This window comes from Neptunicella marina (assembly GCF_014270035.1).
Classification (GTDB): Bacteria; Pseudomonadota; Gammaproteobacteria; order Enterobacterales; family Alteromonadaceae; genus Neptunicella; species Neptunicella marina.
On record NZ_JACNEP010000018.1, the window covers coordinates 1 to 21,246 of the forward strand.

Here is a 21,246-nt window from a genome sequence, read left to right on the forward strand (position 1 = left end):
TACAATGAAATGAGGCCGCACCTGAGTTTAGATATGCAAACACCTAATCAGGTGCATAATAGAAAAGGCCAGCTACTTGAGCTGGCCTAAAAACTGTCAACCTATCTTAGGACGGGTCAGCTTAATTAATCTGGTTTACGCAGTTAAATATCTGTGGTGAAAACGCAGGTGCTGCTCAATAAAGCTACTAATAAAAAAGTAACTGTGATCATAGCCTTCATGATAGGCAAACTGGGCAGGGTAACCTACTTGTTTACACATCTCTTCCAGCGGCTTGGTTAATTTTTGTGATTCATAAAAATTATCGGCTAATCCCTGATCTACCAGCATCGGGATTGTTAGTATCCCTTGCTGTTGCTGCATTAAATGACAGGCATCGTATTGCTGCCAGGCAGACTGGTCATCACCCAGGTAATGTGAAAAGGCTTTTTTGCCCCAGTCACATTCACAAGGATTCACAATGGGGGCAAACGCCGATACTGATGTGTAATGCATTTGATTCGCTAACCCTATCACCAGCGCGCCGTGACCGCCCATTGAATGACCGGCAATGGCGGCTTTATCACGTACGTTAAAGTTGGTTTTAATCAGTGACGGTAGCTCATTCACTATGTAATCATACATATGGTAATGCTTGTCCCAGGGGGGCTGCGTTGCGTTGAGATAAAAGCCTGCACCCTGTCCCAAATCATAGGCGTCATCATTGGGTACTTCGTCACCTCGCGGACTGGTATCTGGAATCACCAGTATAATACCGAGCTCGGAAGCAATGCGCTGTGCGCCGGCTTTAGTGACAAAGTTCTCGTCAGTACAGGTTAATCCCGACAACCAGTAGAGGACACCAACAGGCTGTTGTTGCTCGTAGGCCGGGGGCAGGTAAACGGAAAATTTCATACTGCAATTCAAACTACTGGATTCATGCTGATATTGATTCTGCCAGCCACCAAATACTTTTACACCGCTGATTTTTTCGATTTGACTCACATTAAACTCCGCTTAAAAGTGCACGACTGATCGAATGGACTGACCTTCATGCATCAGATCAAAGGCTTTATTAATGTCTTCAAGTGGCATGGTATGGGTAATAAAGGTATCCAGCTCAAATTCACCGTCCATATAACGTTGTACATAATCTGGTAACTGACTACGTCCTTTTACGCCACCAAAAGCAGTGCCGCGCCAAACCCGGCCGGTGACTAACTGGAATGGGCGGGTTGAAATTTCCTGACCGGCCCCTGCCACACCTATAATAACTGATTCGCCCCAGCCTTTATGACAGCATTCCAGCGCTGAGCGCATAACATTGACGTTACCGATACATTCGAAGGAATAATCCACACCACCATCTGTCATCTCAACAATGACGTCCTGTATCGGTTTATCAAAATCTTTCGGGTTGACCACATCGGTGGCCCCTAATTGCCTGGCGATACCGAATTTATCTTCATTGATATCAATCGCAATGATACGACCTGCTTTGGCCATTTTGGCACCGATTAATACCGATAAACCAATGCCACCTAATCCAAATACGGCCACCGTGTCGCCTTCCTTTACTTTGGCGGCATTGGTAACTGCACCCATTCCGGTAGTAACGCCACACCCCAGCAGACAGACTTTGTCCAGGGGCGCCTCTTTGGGAATTTTGGCCAGGGCAATTTCCGGGAGCACTGTGTGTTCAGCAAAAGTAGAGGTGCCCATATAGTGATAAATAGGCTGTCCGTCCTTACTGAAACGCGAGGTACCGTCTGGCATCAGACCCTTACCTTGTGTGGTACGAATCGCCTGACATAAATTGGTTTTGCCTGATTTACAAAACTTGCATTCACCACACTCTGGCGTATATAGCGGAATGACGTGATCACCCACTTCGACACTGGTAACACCTTCACCCACCTGCATGACCACACCTGCACCTTCATGGCCTAAAATGGCCGGAAAAATACCTTCAGGATCTTCACCTGATAGAGTAAATGCATCGGTATGGCAGACGCCGGTTGCGGTGATTTTGACCAGTACTTCACCTTTTTGAGGTAACTGTAAATCGACTTCTTCAATGCTAAGAGGCTCGCCGGCTTTCCAGGCTACAGCTGCACGGGTTTTCATGGTTTGCATTTTATAATCCTTGCGTCTGGTGAATCTGTTTATATTAAACCATGGATAAAGAGCGCTTGGCTACGTCACATAAGGTTTAGATTTGCTCCGGACTTGAGATAAACTCGTAACACAAATCGTTAAACATAATGAGTAAAAAGAAACTGGCCGGTATGTGGTATTTATATATGATTGAAAATCGCCTGGGGCAGCTTTATACCGGCATAACCACAGATCCTAAACGACGTTTTGAAGAACACAGTCAAAGTGGGGCAAAGGCAGCCAAAGCGTTGAAGGGAAAGGGACCATTGCGACAAAGATTGTGTGTCAATGCCGGTAACCGCAGTCAGGCAAGTAAGCTGGAATTGGCAGTAAAAAAATTAAATAAAAACCATAAGCTTAAATTGATTGAACTGGGCCAGCAGGGCATTACAGCCGATTTTGAACTTAAGCTGTTTTAATTCAGTCAGCAGTATCAACATGACGTACAAGGAACCGCATTTTGCATCCAACTCTCGCACAATCCGCACATAAATATTGGCAGCAACTACAAGACAAATATTCAGAGCATCACTGGCTGGCTGAGTATCAGGATGAGATTAAGCAGGTCTGCGCACTTAGTGATTTTGTTGCGGATAGCTTATTGCGGGATATTCACATTGTGCAGGATTTACTGGTAAATGGATTAGTGCAACAAAGCGAGATTGATTATACGGCTATGCTGCAAAAGCGTTTAACCGGGGTGGAGAGTGAGCCGCAGTTGTTGCAGGCACTACGATATTTTCGTCGCCATTATATGGTGCATATTGCCTGGCGTGATCTGTTAAATCTGCAGGACATTTCGCATTCAATCAAACAGGTTTCTATATTGGCGGATGCCCTGATTGTTGGCGCTTATAACTGGCTGTATGCCAAACAAACTGCAATTTATGGTGTGCCGCAGGGAGAGTTTGGCGCACAGCCTATGTTTATTATGGGCATGGGTAAGTTAGGTGGCGGTGAACTTAATTTTTCTTCGGATATCGATTTAATTTTTATGTATCCAGAGGTAGGTGAAATTGATAACGGGCGTAAAACGATTGAACACCAGCAATTTTTTATTCGTCTGGCACAAAAATTAATTAATGCGCTTAATCAGTCAACCGTCGATGGTCAGGTTTTTAGAGTTGATATGCGTCTACGACCTTATGGTGAGAGTGGGGCGTTAGTCAGTCACTTTGCCGCACTGGAAGATTATTATCAGGATCAGGGACGTGACTGGGAACGTTATGCCATGGTTAAAGGCCGGGTATTAAACCCGGATAATGCCTATTACAAAGAATTGCAGCAAATCCTTAAACCTTTTGTTTACCGGCGTTACATTGATTTTGGCGCGATAGAATCCTTGCGCAAAATGAAAGGGCTGATCAGTCAGGAAGTACGTCGTCGCGGATTAGTCGGCAATATAAAGCTGGGGCAGGGCGGCATTCGCGAAATCGAATTTATTGTGCAAAGTTTGCAGCTTATTCGGGGTGGACGTATTGCTGATTTACAGCAGCAGTCCTTGCTAATTACGCTTGATGTTTTGCTGCAACAACAAATATTACCCGGCGAGGATGTAGCTCAGTTACGCGACTGTTATTTGTATTTGCGTAAAGTCGAACAATGCTTGCAGCAATTTGATGATGCGCAAACTCAGCAGTTACCAGATAGCGAGCTTAACCAACAACGATTGGCGTTTGTTATGGGCTGCGAAAACTACGCAGCTTTTGAGCAAGTTTTGCAACACAAAATGCAGCAAGTGACTCAGCAGTTCCGGTTACTGATAGGACAGGAAAATGAGACACAACAGCAGCAATGGCAGGAACTGGATGATTTATGGCTGTTAACACTGGAACAGGACGAAGCCAGAGAGGTGTTATCAGAGTTTGTTGAGGCGCAGGATTTTAATCAATTCTGGCCGCATTTCGCGGATTTTCGCCAGGACATGCAAACACGGCCAATCGGCAAACGAGGCAGGGAATCTTTGGATAAACTGATGCCAATTGCGTTGCACATTGCGTTGCACTGGCAGGCGCCGAGTCATACCGAGTTGTTATTACGGTTATTTGACGTACTCAAATCTATTAGCCGTCGTACGGCCTATCTGGAACTGTTAGTGGAAAATCCGGGCGCGTTGACACAGTTAATTCGTTTATGTGATGCCAGTGGCTGGATAGCCCAGCAAATTGCGCGCTTCCCGTTATTACTGGATGAGTTGTTAAATCCTCAAAGTCTTTACCAGCCAACACCGCTGGATGGATATGATGCCGAGCTCAGGCAGTATTTATTGCGGGTCTCCCCAGATGATCTGGAACTGCAAATGGAAGTTTTGCGGCAGTTTAAATTATCGCAGCAATTAAAAATTGCCGCTGCCGATGTTACCGGTGTCTTACCGGTGATGAAAGTGAGCGACCACTTAACTTATCTGGCCGAAGCCATAATTAAACAAACCGTGTCACTGGCCTGGGAACAAATGGTGCAAAAACATGGTTTGCCGCAGGGCGCTTCGATGCAACAACGCAATTTTGCCGTACTGGGTTATGGCAAACTGGGCGGGATTGAACTGGGTTACGGCTCGGATCTGGATTTGGTGTTTGTGCATAATTGCCCCGGCAATGAGCCGACTGACGGTCAAAAATCAATCGAGTCACGTCAGTTTTATATCCGTCTGGCACAGCGCATTATGCATTTGTTTGCGACTAAAACGGCATCGGGAGAGTTATATGAGGTGGATTTACGTCTGCGCCCGTCCGGTAACGCCGGTATGCTGGTGTGCCATATTGATGGTTTTAAGCAGTATCAGCGGCAGGAAGCCTGGACATGGGAACATCAGGCTTTGGTGCGTAGCCGTATCATTGTCGCTGAGCCGGAGCTGGCTAAACAGTTACAACATATTCGTTGTGATGTATTGAGTCAGCCCCGGGATAAAACACAGCTGGCACAACAGGTAATGGATATGCGTGAAAAAATGCGTAACCATTTAAGCAAAGGTAACAGTGAACAATTCGACTTAAAACAGGATAGTGGCGGCATCGCCGATATTGAATTTATAGTGCAATTCATGGTGTTAGCACACAGTGCCACATACCCACAGCTATTAAACTGGCCGGATAATGTGCGTATATTGTCTGAGTTGGTTAATCAGGGATTAATGGATAAAGAAACTGGCGAAATTCTTACCGAAGCTTATTTAACCTATCGTAATTTAGGACACCATTTGGCGCTAAGAAATGCCCCGGTACTGGATAATTCAGGGGAATATGAATCAATAAGGCAGCAGGTTATAGCAATTTGGCAAGCTTGTTTTAACGTCAGTTAAAGTGTGCTGAACAACCGTTGCTAATCTCTGGCCCGTGCGCAGTTATTTTGCAGGTATTCCGATTGTTTGTCGGTAACCACTAAGGTGCGTTGTTTGGGACAAAAATAAGTTTCAACAATACCGCCAAAATTAGCGTCAACGGCTCCGCCGATTTTTCGTAAAGAACCCACTATGGTGTTTTCCATCTGAAAATGATTTTTGATGATAAAATCCTGATCTAATTCCCAGATTACCTGCATACCCTCACGCTGTGCAAAGTCGGTGATAGATTCGCGTAATGTACTGCCTGCTTTAAACGTTCGCATTTTATTTTCACCTACCCAGCGCCCTGATACCGGTTTTTGCAGGCTTTCCATCTGCACCAACCGTTCATTTAGATCCTCATCAGGTATATTGACATCCAGTACAAAATCGCCTCTTTCTTCTTTTATCGGGGAAATTGAGGACATGCGATGCTGTGCATAAACACGGCTCATGTTCTGAGCCGGATCCCGACTGCCGGAACTGCCGGAAGAGCTCGTAATTTCACTGAAATCGACAAACATTAACACCACGATAGTTACAGCAATTAACACTACCGCCAGACTCAGGTGTTTTAACCAAAATGTTAGATTGTTCGAGCTCATCTGACTGCCTTATCACTCAATACAGCGAGTTACTGTCCTCTTTCGGACGGGTTTTAAACCTTTTGTGCATCCATAGGTACTGTTCAGGCGCTTCCAGAATCATAGATTCAATTTGCTGATTTATCCTTGTTACATCCTGTTTGTCATCACCAGAAGGAAGGTTATCCAGACCGGGTAGAACCTTTATGACATATCCGTCGCGGGTTCTCAATGGTAATAAAAATACCGATTCACAATTGGCATTTTGCATAAATAACAAGGTACCCGTTGTGGTTGCTGTTTGTTTGACCGCAAAAAAAGGCACAAATTCACTGCGGCGTGGCCCATAGTCCTGATCTGGCAGGTATAAACATAATTCCTGATGGTTGAGGGATTTGATCATTTCACTCACCCCTTTTTTGTGGATCATCAGTTTATTCGAGCGGGCGCGGCCATGGTATTGGAAATATTCCATTAAGGGATTGTTATGGCGGCGATAAAACACCACTGAAGGATGTATTAAGCCAATAGCCCGGCAATTAACCTCAAGGTTCATATTGTGAATGGCAAGCCCCATTACCCCTTTGCCTTTTTTAATAATGGCCTCGATGTGTTCATAGCCCTCAACGCGGGTTAGCCGGCGAATGCGCCAGTTTGGCCACCACCAGCCCATACCGGACTCAAAAAGGGCGATACCGGCGGATTCTAATGATTGAATAAATAAGGTGTGTTGCTGCTCTTTTGGCATCTCGGGGAAGCACAACTCAATATTGCGCTTTGCAACCCTGGCGCGACTTTTCACCACTTTACCCAATAATCGGCCTAACATGCGTCCCATGGCGAGTTGAATGCGCCATGGCAGCCACGAAATGCTGTATAAAATGCCTACGGCAATCCAGGTTGGCCAGTATTTTGGGGAAAGAAACGACAGTTGAAAAGCGGGTTTTACGACGTGCAAGGTAATATCCTGAAGGAATAAACAGCGGTTATTATACCGAAAGGGGTTATTATTTCTAAAGATTAATCCACTCATTCGAGCATGTGTTTCAATCGTGAATTTTTGCTCGGTGGTTTGGGTTTGTTTGGTACACTCAAGCCATATTCTTTGAGATGTAAAAATAGATTTTTTATTCAGGTGTGAGGCGATGACAACATACTTTGCAGTAATTGAAGCCGGTGGTACCAAATTTAACTGTGCCATTATGGATGGTGACAAAAATATCGTGGCAGAAACACGTATTCCCACGACAACGCCACAGGAAACCATTGGCGCGACCATTGCGTTTTTTAAGCAACAGCAAGGCCAATATGCGTTTAGCAAACTGGGTTTAGCCTGTTTTGGTCCGTTGGATTTAGAAACCGCTTCCAGCACTTTTGGCAACATTACTGCAACGCCTAAACCTGACTGGTCGAACACGCCGATCCGCCAACAACTTATGCAAGCGCTGGGTGTTGATGTGATTATTGATACTGACGTGAATGGCGCAGCATTAGCTGAATATTTGTGGGGCGCAGCACAAGGCGTCGATGTGGCTATTTATATCACGGTAGGTACAGGTGTGGGCGGTGGTGTTGTCATCAATGGCAAACCTTTACATGGGTTAGTGCATCCCGAAATAGGACATATTTTGGTACCTGACAAACACAATGTTAAGTGTGCTTGTCCGTTTCATGATAATTGTGTTGAAGGTCTGGCTTCAGGCAGTTCCATCGCCAAAATTTGGGATGCACCGGGTGAAACGCTGAGCGATGAGCATCAGGCCTGGGAGGTTGCTACTGATGCATTAGCACATATGTGCCATAACCTGCTGATGACCTTAAGCCCTAACAAAATTGTATTAGGCGGTGGGGTAATGGCTAAACCCGGGTTACTGGATAAAGTGGTTGCAAAAACTAATGCCTCTCTGGCGGGGTATTTAACCACCTCAACACCGCTTAATGAGGTGATTGTTGCACCACAATTAGGTGGCATTTCAGGTTTATATGGTGCACTTGCGCTAGCGATGTAATGTCAGGTTTATTAAGAAAAAAGGGAGCGGCACCGCTCTTTTTTATTTAGAAGCACGCACCCTAGCTTTGAAAACGCTAAAGTCTTTAAGGAGCGCAATAACATGGATGCTGACATTAAAGCTAAATTTGATGCTTACCCCGGGCATATAAAACCGCATATGCTGGCGCTTCGTTCGCTGATATTTGAGTTAGCGGCGGAGTTAAATGCCGGCAAGGTCACCGAAGAACTCAAATGGATGGAACCAAGTTACCGGGTTAAAAATGGCAGCCCGGTGCGCATGGACTGGAAAGCAGAGCACCCTGACTACCTTTATTTATATTTCCACTGCCAAACGAAGCTGGTTGAAACATTCCGTACGTTATACAGCAAAGAACTTACCTTTCAGGGAAATCGAGCCATTGAACTGCCTCTCATGCAACCTCTACCTGAAAGTATTATTGCCCACTGCTTAACCTTAGCGCTTGAATATAAGCAGCGCCGAAACCTGCCGTTACTCGGCGCCTGATTCAGTTTAAAGTCAAACCATGTCAGATCTCACTTGGAACAAGCGTTTGTTGGTTAATGTTTAAGGTTTGCCAGCGTTTAGGGCGTAACTGAAACTGCTGTTGTTTAAGGGCACCGAGGATCTCATCCCATTGTTGGGGCTGTTGCTCATCCAGTTTAATGCTTCCGGCGGAGGTATGCTGCCATTGATTATCCTGCTTATAAAACAAGGTAACCGTGGCATAATTATCACGTAACCAGATATATAAATAATCAGCCTGCGAATCGCCATCCATGTCGATTTGAACAGCATATTGTTGTTTGATACGGCTCATTGCCCATTTATTGCTGTTGGCAAATTTGCCAAAGGCTTCATAGAGGTCTTCAGGAATACTACCAGTAATGATAGTAATCGCTTCCTTAATACTTTGCGCTGTTAAGTCCTGTTTGTTTTTGTGGAAGTTTAAACCATCAATACGCACCTGAATTTGTGGGTACTGTTCTTTATAGTCATGGATGAGTTGTTCAAGAGCCTCTGCACCGGGTTTACCCAGTTGCCGGGTGAAATAAGCAAAATCAAAATCCTCAATTTGTATTTGATGGCTGCTAAGGCGCGCTAACTGACTTGCAACGGTGATCTTACGAAAATCCAGTAACGGTGAATTTACTAATAAGGCTAAGCCCAGCACCACCAGGCCTAATTTGATATTTAAACGGGTAAAAGGCGGCAGCCAATGCTGAAATTGCCTAATCACGACCAGCGCATAGCTCACGCTAAATATGGTCAATACAAACCACAACATCCAACCCCAGCAACGGTCTACAGTAAAGCCGTATTGCGCTACCCGCGAATAAAGGCCGTAAAAACTAATGCAGCTGTACAGCGGCATACTTAATAAGCTGAGCGATACCAGACGATGTAACCAGCCAGAGTAGGGGGCTTTGCCAATTCCATCCTGATAAACCGCATTGACAAAAAACAACAGTAACAGCTGCATACCTAAAATGAGATTGCTACCGCCGGATTTCCATAACGGGGTAAGACCAGAAAAGGGCAGGGTACATAAAAATAATAAAGTCACCACTGCCAGTAATATCAGTACAAATTTAAGCAGTACTTGTAGCAAGCCGACTATGGTATCAATCACGCTGGCAAATCGACGGAAAAGCACTATGCCTATACCGTTAGCTAAGGCTAATGTGGGATATAAAAACCAGCTTTTGGTGAATAACTCCCGGAAGAACTTAATATCAATCGCGTTAAACAACGCTGCCCATAACATTAATATTCCCCATACCAACAGGGTAAAAAATAAAGATAAAGCCAGTGTGCAAACGCTGCGCCACGATTGGCGAAACAGTTCGCTGTAATCGAGTTTTCCCTGATGAATGTAACACTGGCTGTATATGTGGGTTTTTAAACAGGCAATGCCAAAAGTGGGAATACATGAAAATAAAATAACGCCTGATTGCATGATATACAGATCAGTGGTTTGTGATCCCATGTAGTATGCGAGCAAGGCGATAACTAAGCCAAAGCCACCTGTGATTTTAAACAAAAGACGGTTGTTGCTATCTTCCAGACCCAGCAGTAATAAGGTTGGTACAGTGAGCAATACGCTGTAAAACATATATAGCCACTGGTCTTCACCCGCAGGCCAGTATTGCAGTTCGACTGAATCATGCAGCAGGTAAAGTCCTAATCCTTGCAATAATGCAATCAGCAGAATTAATTTGTTGGCAGGTTTAGTGTGATTAATCATGAGATTCATCCATGATGATTTTTTATCCATCATAAATAAATCCGTTTTAAAAACAATCGCTTGTTAATTTGTTTTTTTATGTTTTTGGGGTTGTGAGCCTTAACCGGCCGGGGGCTGCCACAATTCTATTTTATTGCCCTCTGGATCGATAACCCAGGCAAACTTGCCAAAGTCGGACTCGTCGGTTTTATCCAGCACATTACATCCTTCCTCACGCAATAATTGGAGTAAGGTCTGCAAATCTGCCACCCGGTAATTGAGCATAAAGGGTGACTGGCTTGGCGCATAATAATCGTTATCAGCGGCAGAAATATTCCAGATAATACTGTTGTCCCGGGGATTTGAATTCGTTGCGGCTTTACTGGCATTTAATACCGCACCTCCCCAGTCCTGAATATCAATACCTAAATGTGCCTGGTACCACTCGCGCAGAGCCTTTGGATCCTGCGCTTTGAAAAATATACCGCCAATACCTGTTACTCTCTGCATTTTGCTATCCTGCGTGTTTTTTGTTCAGCTTATGGAATCTGCCTGGGGGAAACAAGTCTCGTGCATGTGATATGAAATAAATTTCATAATCTGGTGTCGTAATTTTGCATTACATGCACTTAATGGGCGGTGGTATTATTTTACGATTAAGTAAACGAAAAGTGAGATTTTGTGGGATTTATACAACAGCAATATGGTGAGTTTGAAGGGCAAAAGGTTTATCAGTATCAGCTTACTAATAAACAGGGGATGGGATTCAATATCCTGAATCTCGGCGGTATTATCACTCATATCACTACACCGGATAAAAACGGAAAAATCAGTAATATTGTATTGGGGTATGATGATTTAGCAGGCTATTTGCATGACCCGTTTTATATGGGGGTATTAGTCGGACGTTTTGCCAACCGCATTGCCAATGCCCGTTTTGACCTTGACGGTCAATCCTATGCGTTAACGGCTAATCAGGCACCACATCATTTGCATGGCGGGCAATACGGATTTCATCGTCGTATCTGGCAGGTAATACATCGAACAGAACAAAATGCTGAGGTATTGGAATTTACCCGCACCAGCCCCGATGGTGAAGAAGGTTACCCCGGCTCGCTTAACACAAAAGTGATTTATCGCTTAACCGATGATAATTGTTTGCAGGTTGAAATGACCGCAGTTTGTAATAAAGCATGCCCGGTTAGTTTTACTTTGCATCCCTATTTTAATCTTGCGGATGAAGGTGTGATTGGTGAACACCAGTTGCGACTTAATACCTATGCCGTGGTGGCTACTGATGCTGATGGAATTCCGACCGGTGAGATCATCCCCAGTCAGGATACTGCATTTGATTTTTGCCGGAAGAAATCAATACAAAAAGGTTTAAATCAGCAACACCCGCTACAAATGGAAGCGCATGGTTTTGATCATAACCTGGTGGTGGATGATGAGTGTGCCGATTTAAGTGTCCCCATCGCCAGTGTTTATGAGCCAAAAACGGGTCGTAAAATGGAACTGTATTCCAATCAGCCCGGCGTGCAGTTTTATAGCGGAAATTATCTAACCGGGCGATTCGAGCCTTATAGTGGTTTTTGTTTGGAACCTCAATCGTTTCCTGATGCACCTAACCAGCCTCAATTCCCTGATGCAATTTTACAACCGGGACAACAATATCACCATCAATTGGAATTCCGTTTTTCTACCGTTGTGGATTAATACCAGCAGGCATTAAACGGGCTGATGAATAGCGCAAGTGTATAATAAAAACAAGGCTAAAAGCAGGGTGGCTGCAGAGACTAACTGCAGCCATTTGCTGTATTGAACGGTTAAGCGCTCAATGAGTTTATGCTGAACATTTTTCCCCAGGCAGGCTATCACAATGGATTTGGCAATCAGGCTATAACCACAAAATAACCAAAATACACGCCAGTCATGATGTCCGGCGTGCATCACCAGTAAATTTCCAAGGATAAAGGTCAGGGCGATTTGGGCAGTATAAAACACGTTGTTCAAACTGTAGGATGCCAGCCTTTGCCCAAATCCAACCGGATTACGCAGTATTAACCCACTAAAAAACAGCAGCAATATGGCAAATCCGGCGGTGACTATCATTGGTTTAATTGTCCTTTATTTCTGCTTCTTGTAACTCTTTTTCCAGTCGCTGACTTTCATCTGCACGGGGTTTGGTAAATCGAGCCAGTCCTAAATACAGGACCGGGGTTAAATACAGGGTGAACACAACTGCAATCCCCAGTCCGCCAAACACCACCCAACCTATGGCATTACGTGCTTCTGCACCTGCCCCAGTGGATAAAATGAGGGGTAAACCACCGAGTACAGTTGAAATTAATGTCATAGCGATTGGGCGCAAGCGTACATGTCCTGCTTTTATCACTGCATCGTACACGCTCAGTCCCTGATCGCGCAATTGGTCTGCAAACTCTACTAACAAAATAGAATTTTTGGCAATCAGGCCAATTAACATGACCAGACCGATTTGTGAGTAAATATTGATGGAGGTGCCGGTCAGGTAAAGCGCGAAAATAGCGGCAGCGATACCAAAAGGCACGGTAATCATAACAACGACAGCACTGTTGACACTTTCAAATTGTGCTGCCAGTACCAGTAATACAATGACAAACGCCAGAACATATGTGAGCATGACTTGTCTGGAGGTTTCTTCAAATGTTTGCGCCTCGCCCAAAAACACCAGCCCAATGCCATCGGGTAAATTATCCAGTGCCAGATCACGAATGGCCTCAACCGCCTGATTTATTGGCATATCTTCGGGAAGCTCAACACTAACTTCTATGGCGCGTCGCTGTGCCTGGCGCTCAAGCTCTGCTGCAACACCTTCCTCAGTGACGGTGGCTAAACTGGATAATGGCACCAGCGAGCCATCACGGGATTTAACATACAAATTAGTTAAATCTGAAGGATTGGTGTTGTTGCGATGCGCTGATTGCAAAATAATGGGGATAGCCTGATCGCCCACATTTAAATCGACCAGATCATCACCATTAATCACAGCGCGTAAGGTGCTGGAAATATCGCTTAACGGAACGCCCAACTGCTCGGCCATTCGACGATCAATATTTACCCGTAGCTGTGGCTGAGTCGGTTGATAGGATATTTCCGGCGCACCCATTTGCGGATATTTATCACGTATCTGTTCGCTGAGCGCTAAAGCTGCGGCATAGATTTTTTTGTAGTTTTCACCGGTTAGGGCGAACTCCATACCGCCACCCTGACCACGCAGGTTCAAACTATTGGAGCCAAACGCACGACCGGGTGCACCGGGAATTGCCCCCAGTTTGGGACGAATTTCGTCAATAATGTCCTGCTGCGAGCGTTCACGATCAGCCCAGTTATTTAAGGGCACGGTTATAAATACAATATTCGGATCCCACTGACCGACTACGGTGTAAATCGATTTAACGTCGCCACCGTCAACATAAGGCAGCAGAATTTCTTCCATTTTTATGGCCTGACGATCCATAAAGTTTATACCCACGCCATCAGGACCACGGGCAAAAATACGAATATTGCCACGATCTTCTGACGGCAATAGTTCATTATCAATCTGTGTGTAAAGCAACGCCGCCCCGGCTGATGCTAACAAACTTAAACCTAATACCAGCCAGCCAAATTTAAGGGCCCATTTCAGGCTTGTGTCATAGACAGATAAACATGCATAGCCAATTTTACCAAACAGGTGTTTACCACCATTTTTGATTGGCAGACGTGCGGTGAGGGCAGGTACAAGCGATAGGGCAACAAAGGATGAAATAATCACCGAGCCTGCCAATATGCCACCAAATTCACGGAATAATCGTCCGGCAGTGGAAGGCAAAAAAGCGATCGGGATAAATACCGCAGCCAATACTGCCGTAGTCGCCACTACGGCAAAAAAGACCTCGCGTGAGCCAATCACTGCTGCAGCTCTTGCGCCCAGTCCCATGCTGCGACGGCGTTGAATATTTTCCGACACCACAATTGCGTCATCGACGATTAACCCGGTCGCCAGTACCAGTGCCAGCAAGGTTAAAATATTGATGGAAAATCCCATCATCCACATGATTGCCAGTGAGCCAATTAGTGAGACAGGTATCGATAATGCCGGAATAATCGTGGCTCGCCATGAGCCAATAAATACCCACAGAGTCACGACCACAAGGAGTACGGTCAAAAACAGAGAGTTAACCACTTCGTCTACGGAGCCGCGGATGAACTCGGCATCATCAGAAGTGACGGTGATATTAAGTTCAGGGAAACGTTGCTCAAGACGTTTGACCATTTTTAACACTTCATCGGATATTTCGATCGTATTAGATTGCGCCTGACGGATTACACCTACGCCAATTACCGGGATGCCATCCAGTCGTACCATGCTTTGTGAGTCTGCGGGGCCAAAATAGACGCTGGCCACATCTCCAATGCGGGTATTGCCTTTGATAACAATATCTTTGACCTGTTCGGCCGTAATCGAGGTGGCATCGGCACGCACTATTAATTGTTGGTCGGTCGAGCGCAGACTACCAGCAGGTACATCAAAAGGGGCTTGTTTCAATACACTGGCGACGTCGGTAACAGACAACCCAAAGCTGGTTAAGCGCAATGGGTCAAGAGTAACCCTTAAAACGCGTTCACGTTCGCCATTGAGCCTGACATCGGCTACGCCGGGTATACTTAAAAACAGTGGCGACAAATCCACTTCTACTTTTTGTGTTAAGGATTCCATATCCAGTTTGTCGCTGGAAATGGCCAGACTAACCACGGATTGTGCATCGTTATCCGCTTTAATGATTGCCAGTCGTTCCACTTCTTCAGGTAATTCACGTTGTACGCGGCTGACTGATTCACGGGTTTCATTGGCCGCATCTTCTAAATTGATACCGGGACGAAATTCAACTCTGACTCTGGCGTTGCCTTCTTCACTCTGGGCTCGTATGGATTTCACTCCGCTTACCCGTGCAACTGCACCTTCCAGCTTACTGGTGACCTCTGTATCTACAGTTTCAGGTGAGCCCCCCGGATAGTGGGCGGTGACTGTTACCATGGGGCGATCTACATCGGGTAATTCACGCACTTCCAAACCGTTGATGGCCGCAATACCGGCTATCATGATGAGTAAATTCAGTACAACAATCAGTACCGGACGACGGATAGATAGTGATGGCAGATCATTTACCTGAGCTGCCGGAGTCGGATTATTACTCATGTGTCTGACCTGCAATCCTGAGCGGCTGATCCTGACGCAATTGTTGAATACCCTCGGTAATTAGCGCGTTACCCGGTTGCAAGTTGCCTTCAACCAGAATCTTTCCACGCAAACGTTGTTTAATATTCACATCCACCTTGTAGGCTTTATTGTCTTTGGCCAGCCACACATAAGCCCCCGTCGCAGCCCAGGATAATGCGGCCTCTGGAATGGCTGCGTAAGGCTGACTTAGCAGGGTCAGGTTAACTTTGAAGCTCATGCCAGGACGGAACTCATCTTCGCTGTTGTCCAGTAGCGCGCGTACACGCAAACTTCTGTCTTGCTGATCCACCCGGGAATCAATTTGCGCAATTTGTGCTTCCAGTTTGCGGCCGACCTCCGTCCAGGGCTCAAGACTGATGCTGGCGGAATCTTTAAGTAGTTTAAGTGCGGTTTCCGGCGCTTTGAAATTGACGTATAGCTTCTGGCGGGAATCTATACTGGTCACCAGTGTTTGTAACGTAATGCGGTCGCCCACTTCAACATCGGTTAAGCCAAGGATACCGCTAAAAGGCGCGCGTAAATGTCTGTCCTGCAAATCAGCCTGGGCGGCTTTGAGGGCTACTTCGGCCAAATCGCGTTGGGTCCGTGCATCATCAATAGCACTTTGGGTGACTGCACCGTTGTTTTGACTGTCGAGTAACCGCTTTAAACTGCGCTCGGCATCTTTTAATTCTATTTCGGCACGTTGCACGGCCACAATCTGGCGACGTGCATCCAGTTCAATTAACACATCGCCCTTGTTTACATGTTGTCCGGGAACAAAATTAACTGCGGTGACTTTATCTGCCGCTGCCGGGTAAATATTGACGGATTTAAAACCTTCAGCAGTGCCCACGGCATCCAGATTGGTTTGTTCCGGTTCAAATGTCAGTGCCTGAACCACTACATTTGCCGGACGCGTCGCTTGCTGTGCGACAGTGCTTGTTACCGGCATTAAACCTAATATAGCCAACCCTATCATTGCGCGTGTCAATCGCGTCATATAATTCCTCAGTCCCGTATTAAAAAAGGGCTTAATCGCCCTTTTGTTTTTGCACATTTATGCAGTCTACATTGCTTTTTATTCAGGGTCAGCAGAGTCAGATTGGGGATAAGATGAGCGGTCTTATTCCTGAGTTAAAGCTACAAACGTCAGTTTGAATTCAGTTATGGTTAAGTTGCCACATCCTATAAACAGCACATGTTCCGGAATTGTTTCCGGACAATTAAAAAGGATGTCGTGATGAAAAATAACCCTTTTTTACCCCGATTGTTATTAACTCCACTATGTTCAGCGGTACTGCTGGTAGCCGGATTTAATCAATACGCACTGGCTCAGACAACGCCGGAAACCAGCCAGCAGACTCAGCGGGCGGATGACACGGAACAAGTGGAAGCCGAACCATTAGATCAGGCTCGTATCGATCAATTACTGGCGCCAATAGCGCTGTATCCCGATACCTTACTTTCACATATTTTAGTGGCGTCTACCTATCCGCTTGAAGTGGTGCAACTGGCGCGCTGGCGCCAGCAGCATAAAGATTTAGACGCGCAGGCAGCTTTGGATGCAGTTGAAAATAAAGACTGGGATCCCAGTGTGCAGGCTCTGGCGCCTTTTAGCGATTTAATTGAACGTTTAAACGATGATTTAGAATGGCTGGATGAATTGGGTAATGCCTTTTTAGCCAATGAGCAACAGGTGTTGAGCACGGTTCAGAATTTGCGTTTAAGGGCTTACAACAATGGCACGTTGCAATCTAACCAACAGTTGCAGGTTGACAAAGATAAGGATGAAATTGTTATTCAGCCGGTGCAAAAGGAAGTGGTGTATGTGCCTTACTATGATACCCGGGTAGTTTACGGTAACTGGTGGTGGGACGATTATCCACCATTTTACTGGCATTACCCAAGTCATTATGTGCGGTCAGGCTGGTTTTATTACAGTCCGGGATGGGTCATTACCAGTGGCTTTTATTTTGGAGGATTCCACTGGCATCAGCATCGATTAGTGGTTAATTACCAACATCGCCGCCATTATACGCCGGTCGACACGCGCAAGCGCGTTCGTGTGAATGAATATCAGCGTTGGCAGCATGATAAACACCATCGTCACAATGTGCGTTATCAGCACAGCCGATCTGTTAGCGGGCCGGCCCAAATTCGAACCCGGGTTAAACAAGCATCTCCGGTACGGGTTAGCGATAGTCATGTGAGAATTAAAAGTGACAGATATACAGATAAAAACAGGGTGAAGGCAGTTGAACATCAATCGTTAAAGCAAGCCGGAGTGCAAAACCGTGCGCAACAGAAGCGCACAGAACAAAAGTCACTGAATGAATCAAAGCAACTGCAGCAAAAATTGCGTGAGCAGCGTCATGTCCATCAGAGATTACAAGATGATCGTGAACTTATCAGGCAGGTTCGCTCTGATGCGGGACAACGAAATAACCAGCCGGTATATCGTCATAAACCGGTTGAAAGGTCGCAGCTGGATAAAACCCGTACGCCCGTTTATCAACCTAAACGCGACACCCGTGTTAAGAGTTATGAACCGCAGATTGAGTCAAAACCCAGTGTCACCGTGCGAAGCCGTAAACCTGATTATTCATCCTCGCGCTCCCGGGACACAGTACGTCAGCGGGATAGCAGCCGAGAGCGTAATAATCGTCCGGAGCGCAGGACGAAAGAGACTCATCGACTTAATTAAAGAGTTCAGTAATTTGCTGACGTAACCAGATATGGGCTGGATTGTGTTGGGTATTTTGATGCCAGTACAGATGAATATCCAACTGATTGAGTGTCATAGGAACAGCATGTTGCTGCAATTGCTCAAAGCCCGTGTTGCTAAAAAGTTGTTGGGGTAGGGTGAGTAAATAATCCGTTTGCGCCACTATCGAACAGGCGGCTGCGTAATGCTGACAACGGTGGGCGATGTGGCGATTAAAACCTAATTGTGACAGCGCAAAGTCTTCAATTACTGTGCCGGTTGGACGGTTGGATACCGCAATATGACTGGCATTTAAATACTGTTGTTGCGTGACGCCACTCGCAAAATATTGTGCATTGCTCACCACAATTAATTGGTCTGTGATCAGTTTGTGATGCAGCACTGGTTCACGCATTGGCATGGCGACATCTATCACCATATCCAGATGTCCGGCACTAAGCTCATGTTGCAGCTTAGTGCGGTCAAACTGCACCGATGCCAAATGCACATTAGGGGCATGCTGCGCCAGCTGTTTGATTAAGCGCGGTAAAATTAAGCTCTCCTGCGCGAAATGCATGCCCAGCCTGAATTGTTGATGACTTTCTGCCGGTTCAAAATGTGCAAATTGCTGCAATATTTGTCTGAGTCTGGCGAGATTATCCAATAGTACTGGTGCAATGGCATCACAGGCGGGTGTGGGTTGCATGCGCTGCCCGCGACGCACAAATAATTCGTCATTCAAACTGCTGCGCAAGCGTTTAATTGCATGACTCACCGCCGATGGCGTGAGATGAAGCAATGACGCCACTCGCGTCATATTTTGTTCGCGGTACAAAGCTTCAAAAATTTTAAGCAGATTTAAATCCAGTTGATACAGGTTGGTCGATATGGTCATTTTAATTGTGAATATTATTCAACTTGTGCAGGTAAAATAATTCATTTCTTTCAATTTATAAAGTTGGCTAAGCTGGCAAAAAACAACGGAGTTTACCGATGGATTTTGCGCATTCCGAAAAAGCCCGGCATTACATCAATGCAGTCGGGACATTTATCCAGCAAAATATCGCGCCCTGTGAAAAGCAGATTTTATCTGAGTACCAGCAGTGTACTGAGGATTTCAGCCAGTGGTTTGTGTCTGAGAAGATCACCGCATTAAAACAACAAGCCAAACAGGCTGGTTTGTGGAATTTGTTTTTACCTGATGCAAAGCTTGGTCAGGGGCTCAGTTGTTTAGAGTATGCGCCTGTGGCCGAACTGACCGGACGCTCTTTAATTGCCCCGGAAATTTTCAATTGCAATGCGCCGGATACCGGCAATATGGAAGTTTTGTATCACTTTGGTTCTACCGAGCAAAAACAACAATGGTTAATGCCGTTGTTGGCGGGCGACATTCGTTCGGTGTTTTTTATGACTGAACCGGATGTGGCCTCATCCGATGCCACTAATATGCAGGCCACCATTGATATTCAGGGCGATAAGCTAATTCTGAATGGACGCAAATGGTGGAGTACTGGTTTGGGACATCCCGATGCCAAAGTGGGCATTTTTATGGGGCTGTCTAATCCTGAAAATGACAAACACCAGCAACATTCTATGGTGCTGGTGCCACTGGATGCCCACGGTTTTTCGATTAAACGTATGTTGTCGGCTTATGGTCAACTGGATGCGCCCTATGGTCATGGTGAAGCGGAATTTAATAATGTTGAAGTGCCACTTTCGAATTTAATTGGCGGGCCGGGGCACGGTTTTGCAATTGCTCAGGGGCGCTTGGGACCGGGACGAATTCATCATTGTATGCGCGCCATTGGCGCAGCGGAACACGCCTTAGCACTGGCAATGAAACGCGGATTATCCCGCACGGCATTTGGTAAACCATTACTTAAACTGGGCGGTAACTTAGAGCGTGTTGCCGAAGCGCGTATGGCAATTGATCAGGCGCGCTTATTAACCCTGAACGCCGCATGGAAAATCGATAACCTTGGTGTAAAACAAGCCATGACCGAAATTTCCGCAATTAAAGTGGTGGTGCCATCCATGCTCGAAAAAGTGGTGGATATGGCTATTCAGATTCATGGTGGCGGTGGTATGAGTGATGATTTCCCACTTGCGCATTTTATGGCAATGGCACGTGCATTACGTCTGGCCGATGGACCCGATGAAGTGCACAAAGCTATGGTGGCAAAACTGGAGTTAGCCAAATACAGGGAGTTAGCATGAGTCAGGTTGTTTTTATCACAGGCGGCGCATCGGGGCTTGGTAAAACTCTCGCGTTAACCTGGGCTGCCAGAGGTGCATCGGTTTGTATTGGTGACGTTAATTTGGAGCGTGGTGAACAAACACTGCAAGAGCTAATCGCTGCCGGTGCGGATGCGCTGTTTGTGAAATGCGATATTACCAGTGAAGCCGATTTACAGGATGCCTTTGATGCCATAATGCAGCGCTGGCAACGGATTGATGTGGTGGTCAATAATGCCGGTATTGCCAGCGCCGGGCGACTGGAGTCTGAGTCGATAGAACAATGGCAAAAAGTGCTGGATATTAATTTACTTGGCATGGTGCGTTGCTCAAAACAATTTGTAGGTGCGTTCAAACAACAAGGCCATGGTTATTTTGTTAATGTTGCTTCGCAAGCCGGATTAACCCCCATTCCACGTATGGGAAGCTATAATGCGGTGAAATCGGCTGTGGTCGCTTTTTCTGAAACCATGAAACTGGAACTGGCGCGCGATAATATTGGCGTGACGGTGGTCTGTCCGACCTTTTTTAAAACCAATCTGGCTGAGTCTTTACAGACGACAGAGCCTGTGTTGCATCAACAGGTTCAAAAATATCTCAATCGCGCAGAGTTAACTGCACAGCAGGTCGCTGATGCCATATTGGATGGGGTAGATAAGGGACGATTTTTATTAACGCCGGATAAAATTGGTAAATTAGCCTATTGGTTAAAGTGCTTTATGCCTGAAAACTGGTACTTTAAACGCATGCTTAAACAATCTCGACGCATGATGGAAAAATAAGGATT

At 45.8% G+C, this 21,246-nt stretch carries 18 protein-coding genes; 8 read left to right on the forward strand and 10 right to left on the reverse strand.

The annotated features are described in order from the left end of the window. Positions 1 to 135: 135 nt before the first annotated feature. Together fghA and H8B19_RS16140 are read right to left on the reverse strand one after the other, a co-directional pair. On the reverse strand, positions 136 to 984 hold the full coding sequence (gene fghA / locus H8B19_RS16135; RefSeq protein ID WP_186507933.1) for an S-formylglutathione hydrolase: 849 nt from the start codon (positions 982 to 984) through the stop codon (positions 136 to 138). A gap of 12 nt (positions 985 to 996) precedes the next feature. Beyond that, positions 997 to 2,115: an S-(hydroxymethyl)glutathione dehydrogenase/class III alcohol dehydrogenase gene (locus H8B19_RS16140; protein ID WP_277816420.1), complete on the reverse strand. Its 1,119-nt coding sequence runs from the start codon at positions 2,113 to 2,115 to the stop codon at positions 997 to 999. A 128-nt stretch (positions 2,116 to 2,243) separates the two neighbouring features. Here H8B19_RS16140 and H8B19_RS16145 point away from each other — a divergent pair, with 128 nt between their 5' ends. Together H8B19_RS16145 and glnE are read left to right on the forward strand one after the other, a co-directional pair. Beyond that, positions 2,244 to 2,555, forward strand: a complete 312-nt coding sequence (locus H8B19_RS16145) for a GIY-YIG nuclease family protein (RefSeq protein ID WP_186507934.1) — start codon at positions 2,244 to 2,246, stop codon at positions 2,553 to 2,555. Between the two features lie 41 nt (positions 2,556 to 2,596). Continuing rightward, positions 2,597 to 5,434, forward strand: coding sequence for a bifunctional [glutamate--ammonia ligase]-adenylyl-L-tyrosine phosphorylase/[glutamate--ammonia-ligase] adenylyltransferase (gene glnE, locus H8B19_RS16150; RefSeq protein ID WP_194362747.1), 2,838 nt, complete (start codon positions 2,597 to 2,599; stop codon positions 5,432 to 5,434). A gap of 20 nt (positions 5,435 to 5,454) precedes the next feature. On the opposite strand, the gene H8B19_RS16155 is transcribed toward glnE, so the two are convergent. Continuing rightward, a complete protein-coding gene (locus H8B19_RS16155; RefSeq protein WP_186507935.1) occupies positions 5,455 to 6,060 on the reverse strand; it encodes a toxin co-regulated pilus biosynthesis Q family protein in 606 nt (201 codons plus the stop codon). Positions 6,061 to 6,076: 16 nt separating this feature from the next. Beyond that, entirely contained in the window at positions 6,077 to 6,997 is a 921-nt protein-coding gene (gene lpxL / locus H8B19_RS16160) for an LpxL/LpxP family Kdo(2)-lipid IV(A) lauroyl/palmitoleoyl acyltransferase (RefSeq protein WP_241737646.1), read from the reverse strand. Between the two features lie 187 nt (positions 6,998 to 7,184). On the opposite strand from lpxL, the gene H8B19_RS16165 reads away from it, so the two are divergent. Further along, entirely contained in the window at positions 7,185 to 8,048 is an 864-nt protein-coding gene (locus H8B19_RS16165; protein WP_186507937.1) for an ROK family protein, read from the forward strand. Between the two features lie 102 nt (positions 8,049 to 8,150). Beyond that, a complete protein-coding gene (locus H8B19_RS16170; protein WP_186507938.1) occupies positions 8,151 to 8,555 on the forward strand; it encodes a DUF1801 domain-containing protein in 405 nt (134 codons plus the stop codon). Positions 8,556 to 8,577: 22 nt separating this feature from the next. Here H8B19_RS16170 and H8B19_RS16175 read toward each other — a convergent pair whose 3' ends face one another. Both H8B19_RS16175 and H8B19_RS16180 read right to left on the reverse strand, forming a co-directional pair. Further along, positions 8,578 to 10,329: a DUF4153 domain-containing protein gene (locus H8B19_RS16175; RefSeq protein ID WP_186507939.1), complete on the reverse strand. Its 1,752-nt coding sequence runs from the start codon at positions 10,327 to 10,329 to the stop codon at positions 8,578 to 8,580. A gap of 66 nt (positions 10,330 to 10,395) precedes the next feature. Next, positions 10,396 to 10,785, reverse strand: coding sequence for a VOC family protein (locus tag H8B19_RS16180; RefSeq protein ID WP_186507940.1), 390 nt, complete (start codon positions 10,783 to 10,785; stop codon positions 10,396 to 10,398). A 171-nt stretch (positions 10,786 to 10,956) separates the two neighbouring features. Here H8B19_RS16180 and H8B19_RS16185 point away from each other — a divergent pair, with 171 nt between their 5' ends. Further along, entirely contained in the window at positions 10,957 to 11,991 is a 1,035-nt protein-coding gene (locus tag H8B19_RS16185) for a galactose-1-epimerase (protein WP_186507941.1), read from the forward strand. 12 nt (positions 11,992 to 12,003) lie between these two features. Here H8B19_RS16185 and H8B19_RS16190 read toward each other — a convergent pair whose 3' ends face one another. The 3 genes from H8B19_RS16190 to H8B19_RS16200 are packed head-to-tail and all read right to left on the reverse strand — an operon-like array spanning position 12,004 to position 16,520. After that, positions 12,004 to 12,387: a hypothetical protein gene (locus H8B19_RS16190; protein ID WP_186507942.1), complete on the reverse strand. Its 384-nt coding sequence runs from the start codon at positions 12,385 to 12,387 to the stop codon at positions 12,004 to 12,006. Between the two features lie 4 nt (positions 12,388 to 12,391). Then, the gene (locus H8B19_RS16195; protein ID WP_186507943.1) at positions 12,392 to 15,496 is read right to left on the reverse strand and encodes an efflux RND transporter permease subunit; all 3,105 of its coding nucleotides are present in this window, start codon (positions 15,494 to 15,496) and stop codon (positions 12,392 to 12,394) included. Further along, on the reverse strand, positions 15,489 to 16,520 hold the full coding sequence (locus tag H8B19_RS16200) for an efflux RND transporter periplasmic adaptor subunit (protein ID WP_186507944.1): 1,032 nt from the start codon (positions 16,518 to 16,520) through the stop codon (positions 15,489 to 15,491). Before H8B19_RS16200 ends, H8B19_RS16195 begins: the two co-directional genes overlap by 8 nt. Positions 16,521 to 16,760: 240 nt before the next feature. Here H8B19_RS16200 and H8B19_RS16205 point away from each other — a divergent pair, with 240 nt between their 5' ends. Beyond that, positions 16,761 to 18,224 (forward strand): DUF3300 domain-containing protein, encoded by a 1,464-nt coding sequence (locus H8B19_RS16205; RefSeq protein WP_186507945.1) that lies wholly within the window; start codon positions 16,761 to 16,763, stop codon positions 18,222 to 18,224. Here the strand turns inward: H8B19_RS16205 and H8B19_RS16210 are convergent. Next, positions 18,217 to 19,119 (reverse strand): LysR family transcriptional regulator, encoded by a 903-nt coding sequence (locus H8B19_RS16210; protein ID WP_186507946.1) that lies wholly within the window; start codon positions 19,117 to 19,119, stop codon positions 18,217 to 18,219. The two genes, H8B19_RS16205 and H8B19_RS16210, sit on opposite strands and share 8 nt — an antisense overlap. Before the next feature lie 98 nt (positions 19,120 to 19,217). On the opposite strand from H8B19_RS16210, the gene H8B19_RS16215 reads away from it, so the two are divergent. Both H8B19_RS16215 and H8B19_RS16220 read left to right on the forward strand, forming a co-directional pair. Continuing rightward, the gene (locus H8B19_RS16215) at positions 19,218 to 20,441 is read left to right on the forward strand and encodes an acyl-CoA dehydrogenase family protein (RefSeq protein ID WP_186507947.1); all 1,224 of its coding nucleotides are present in this window, start codon (positions 19,218 to 19,220) and stop codon (positions 20,439 to 20,441) included. Beyond that, positions 20,438 to 21,241 carry an SDR family oxidoreductase gene (locus H8B19_RS16220; RefSeq protein WP_186507948.1) on the forward strand — a complete coding sequence of 268 codons (804 nt, stop codon included), beginning with the start codon at positions 20,438 to 20,440 and terminating at the stop codon, positions 21,239 to 21,241. Before H8B19_RS16215 ends, H8B19_RS16220 begins: the two co-directional genes overlap by 4 nt. Positions 21,242 to 21,246 lie beyond the last annotated feature (5 nt).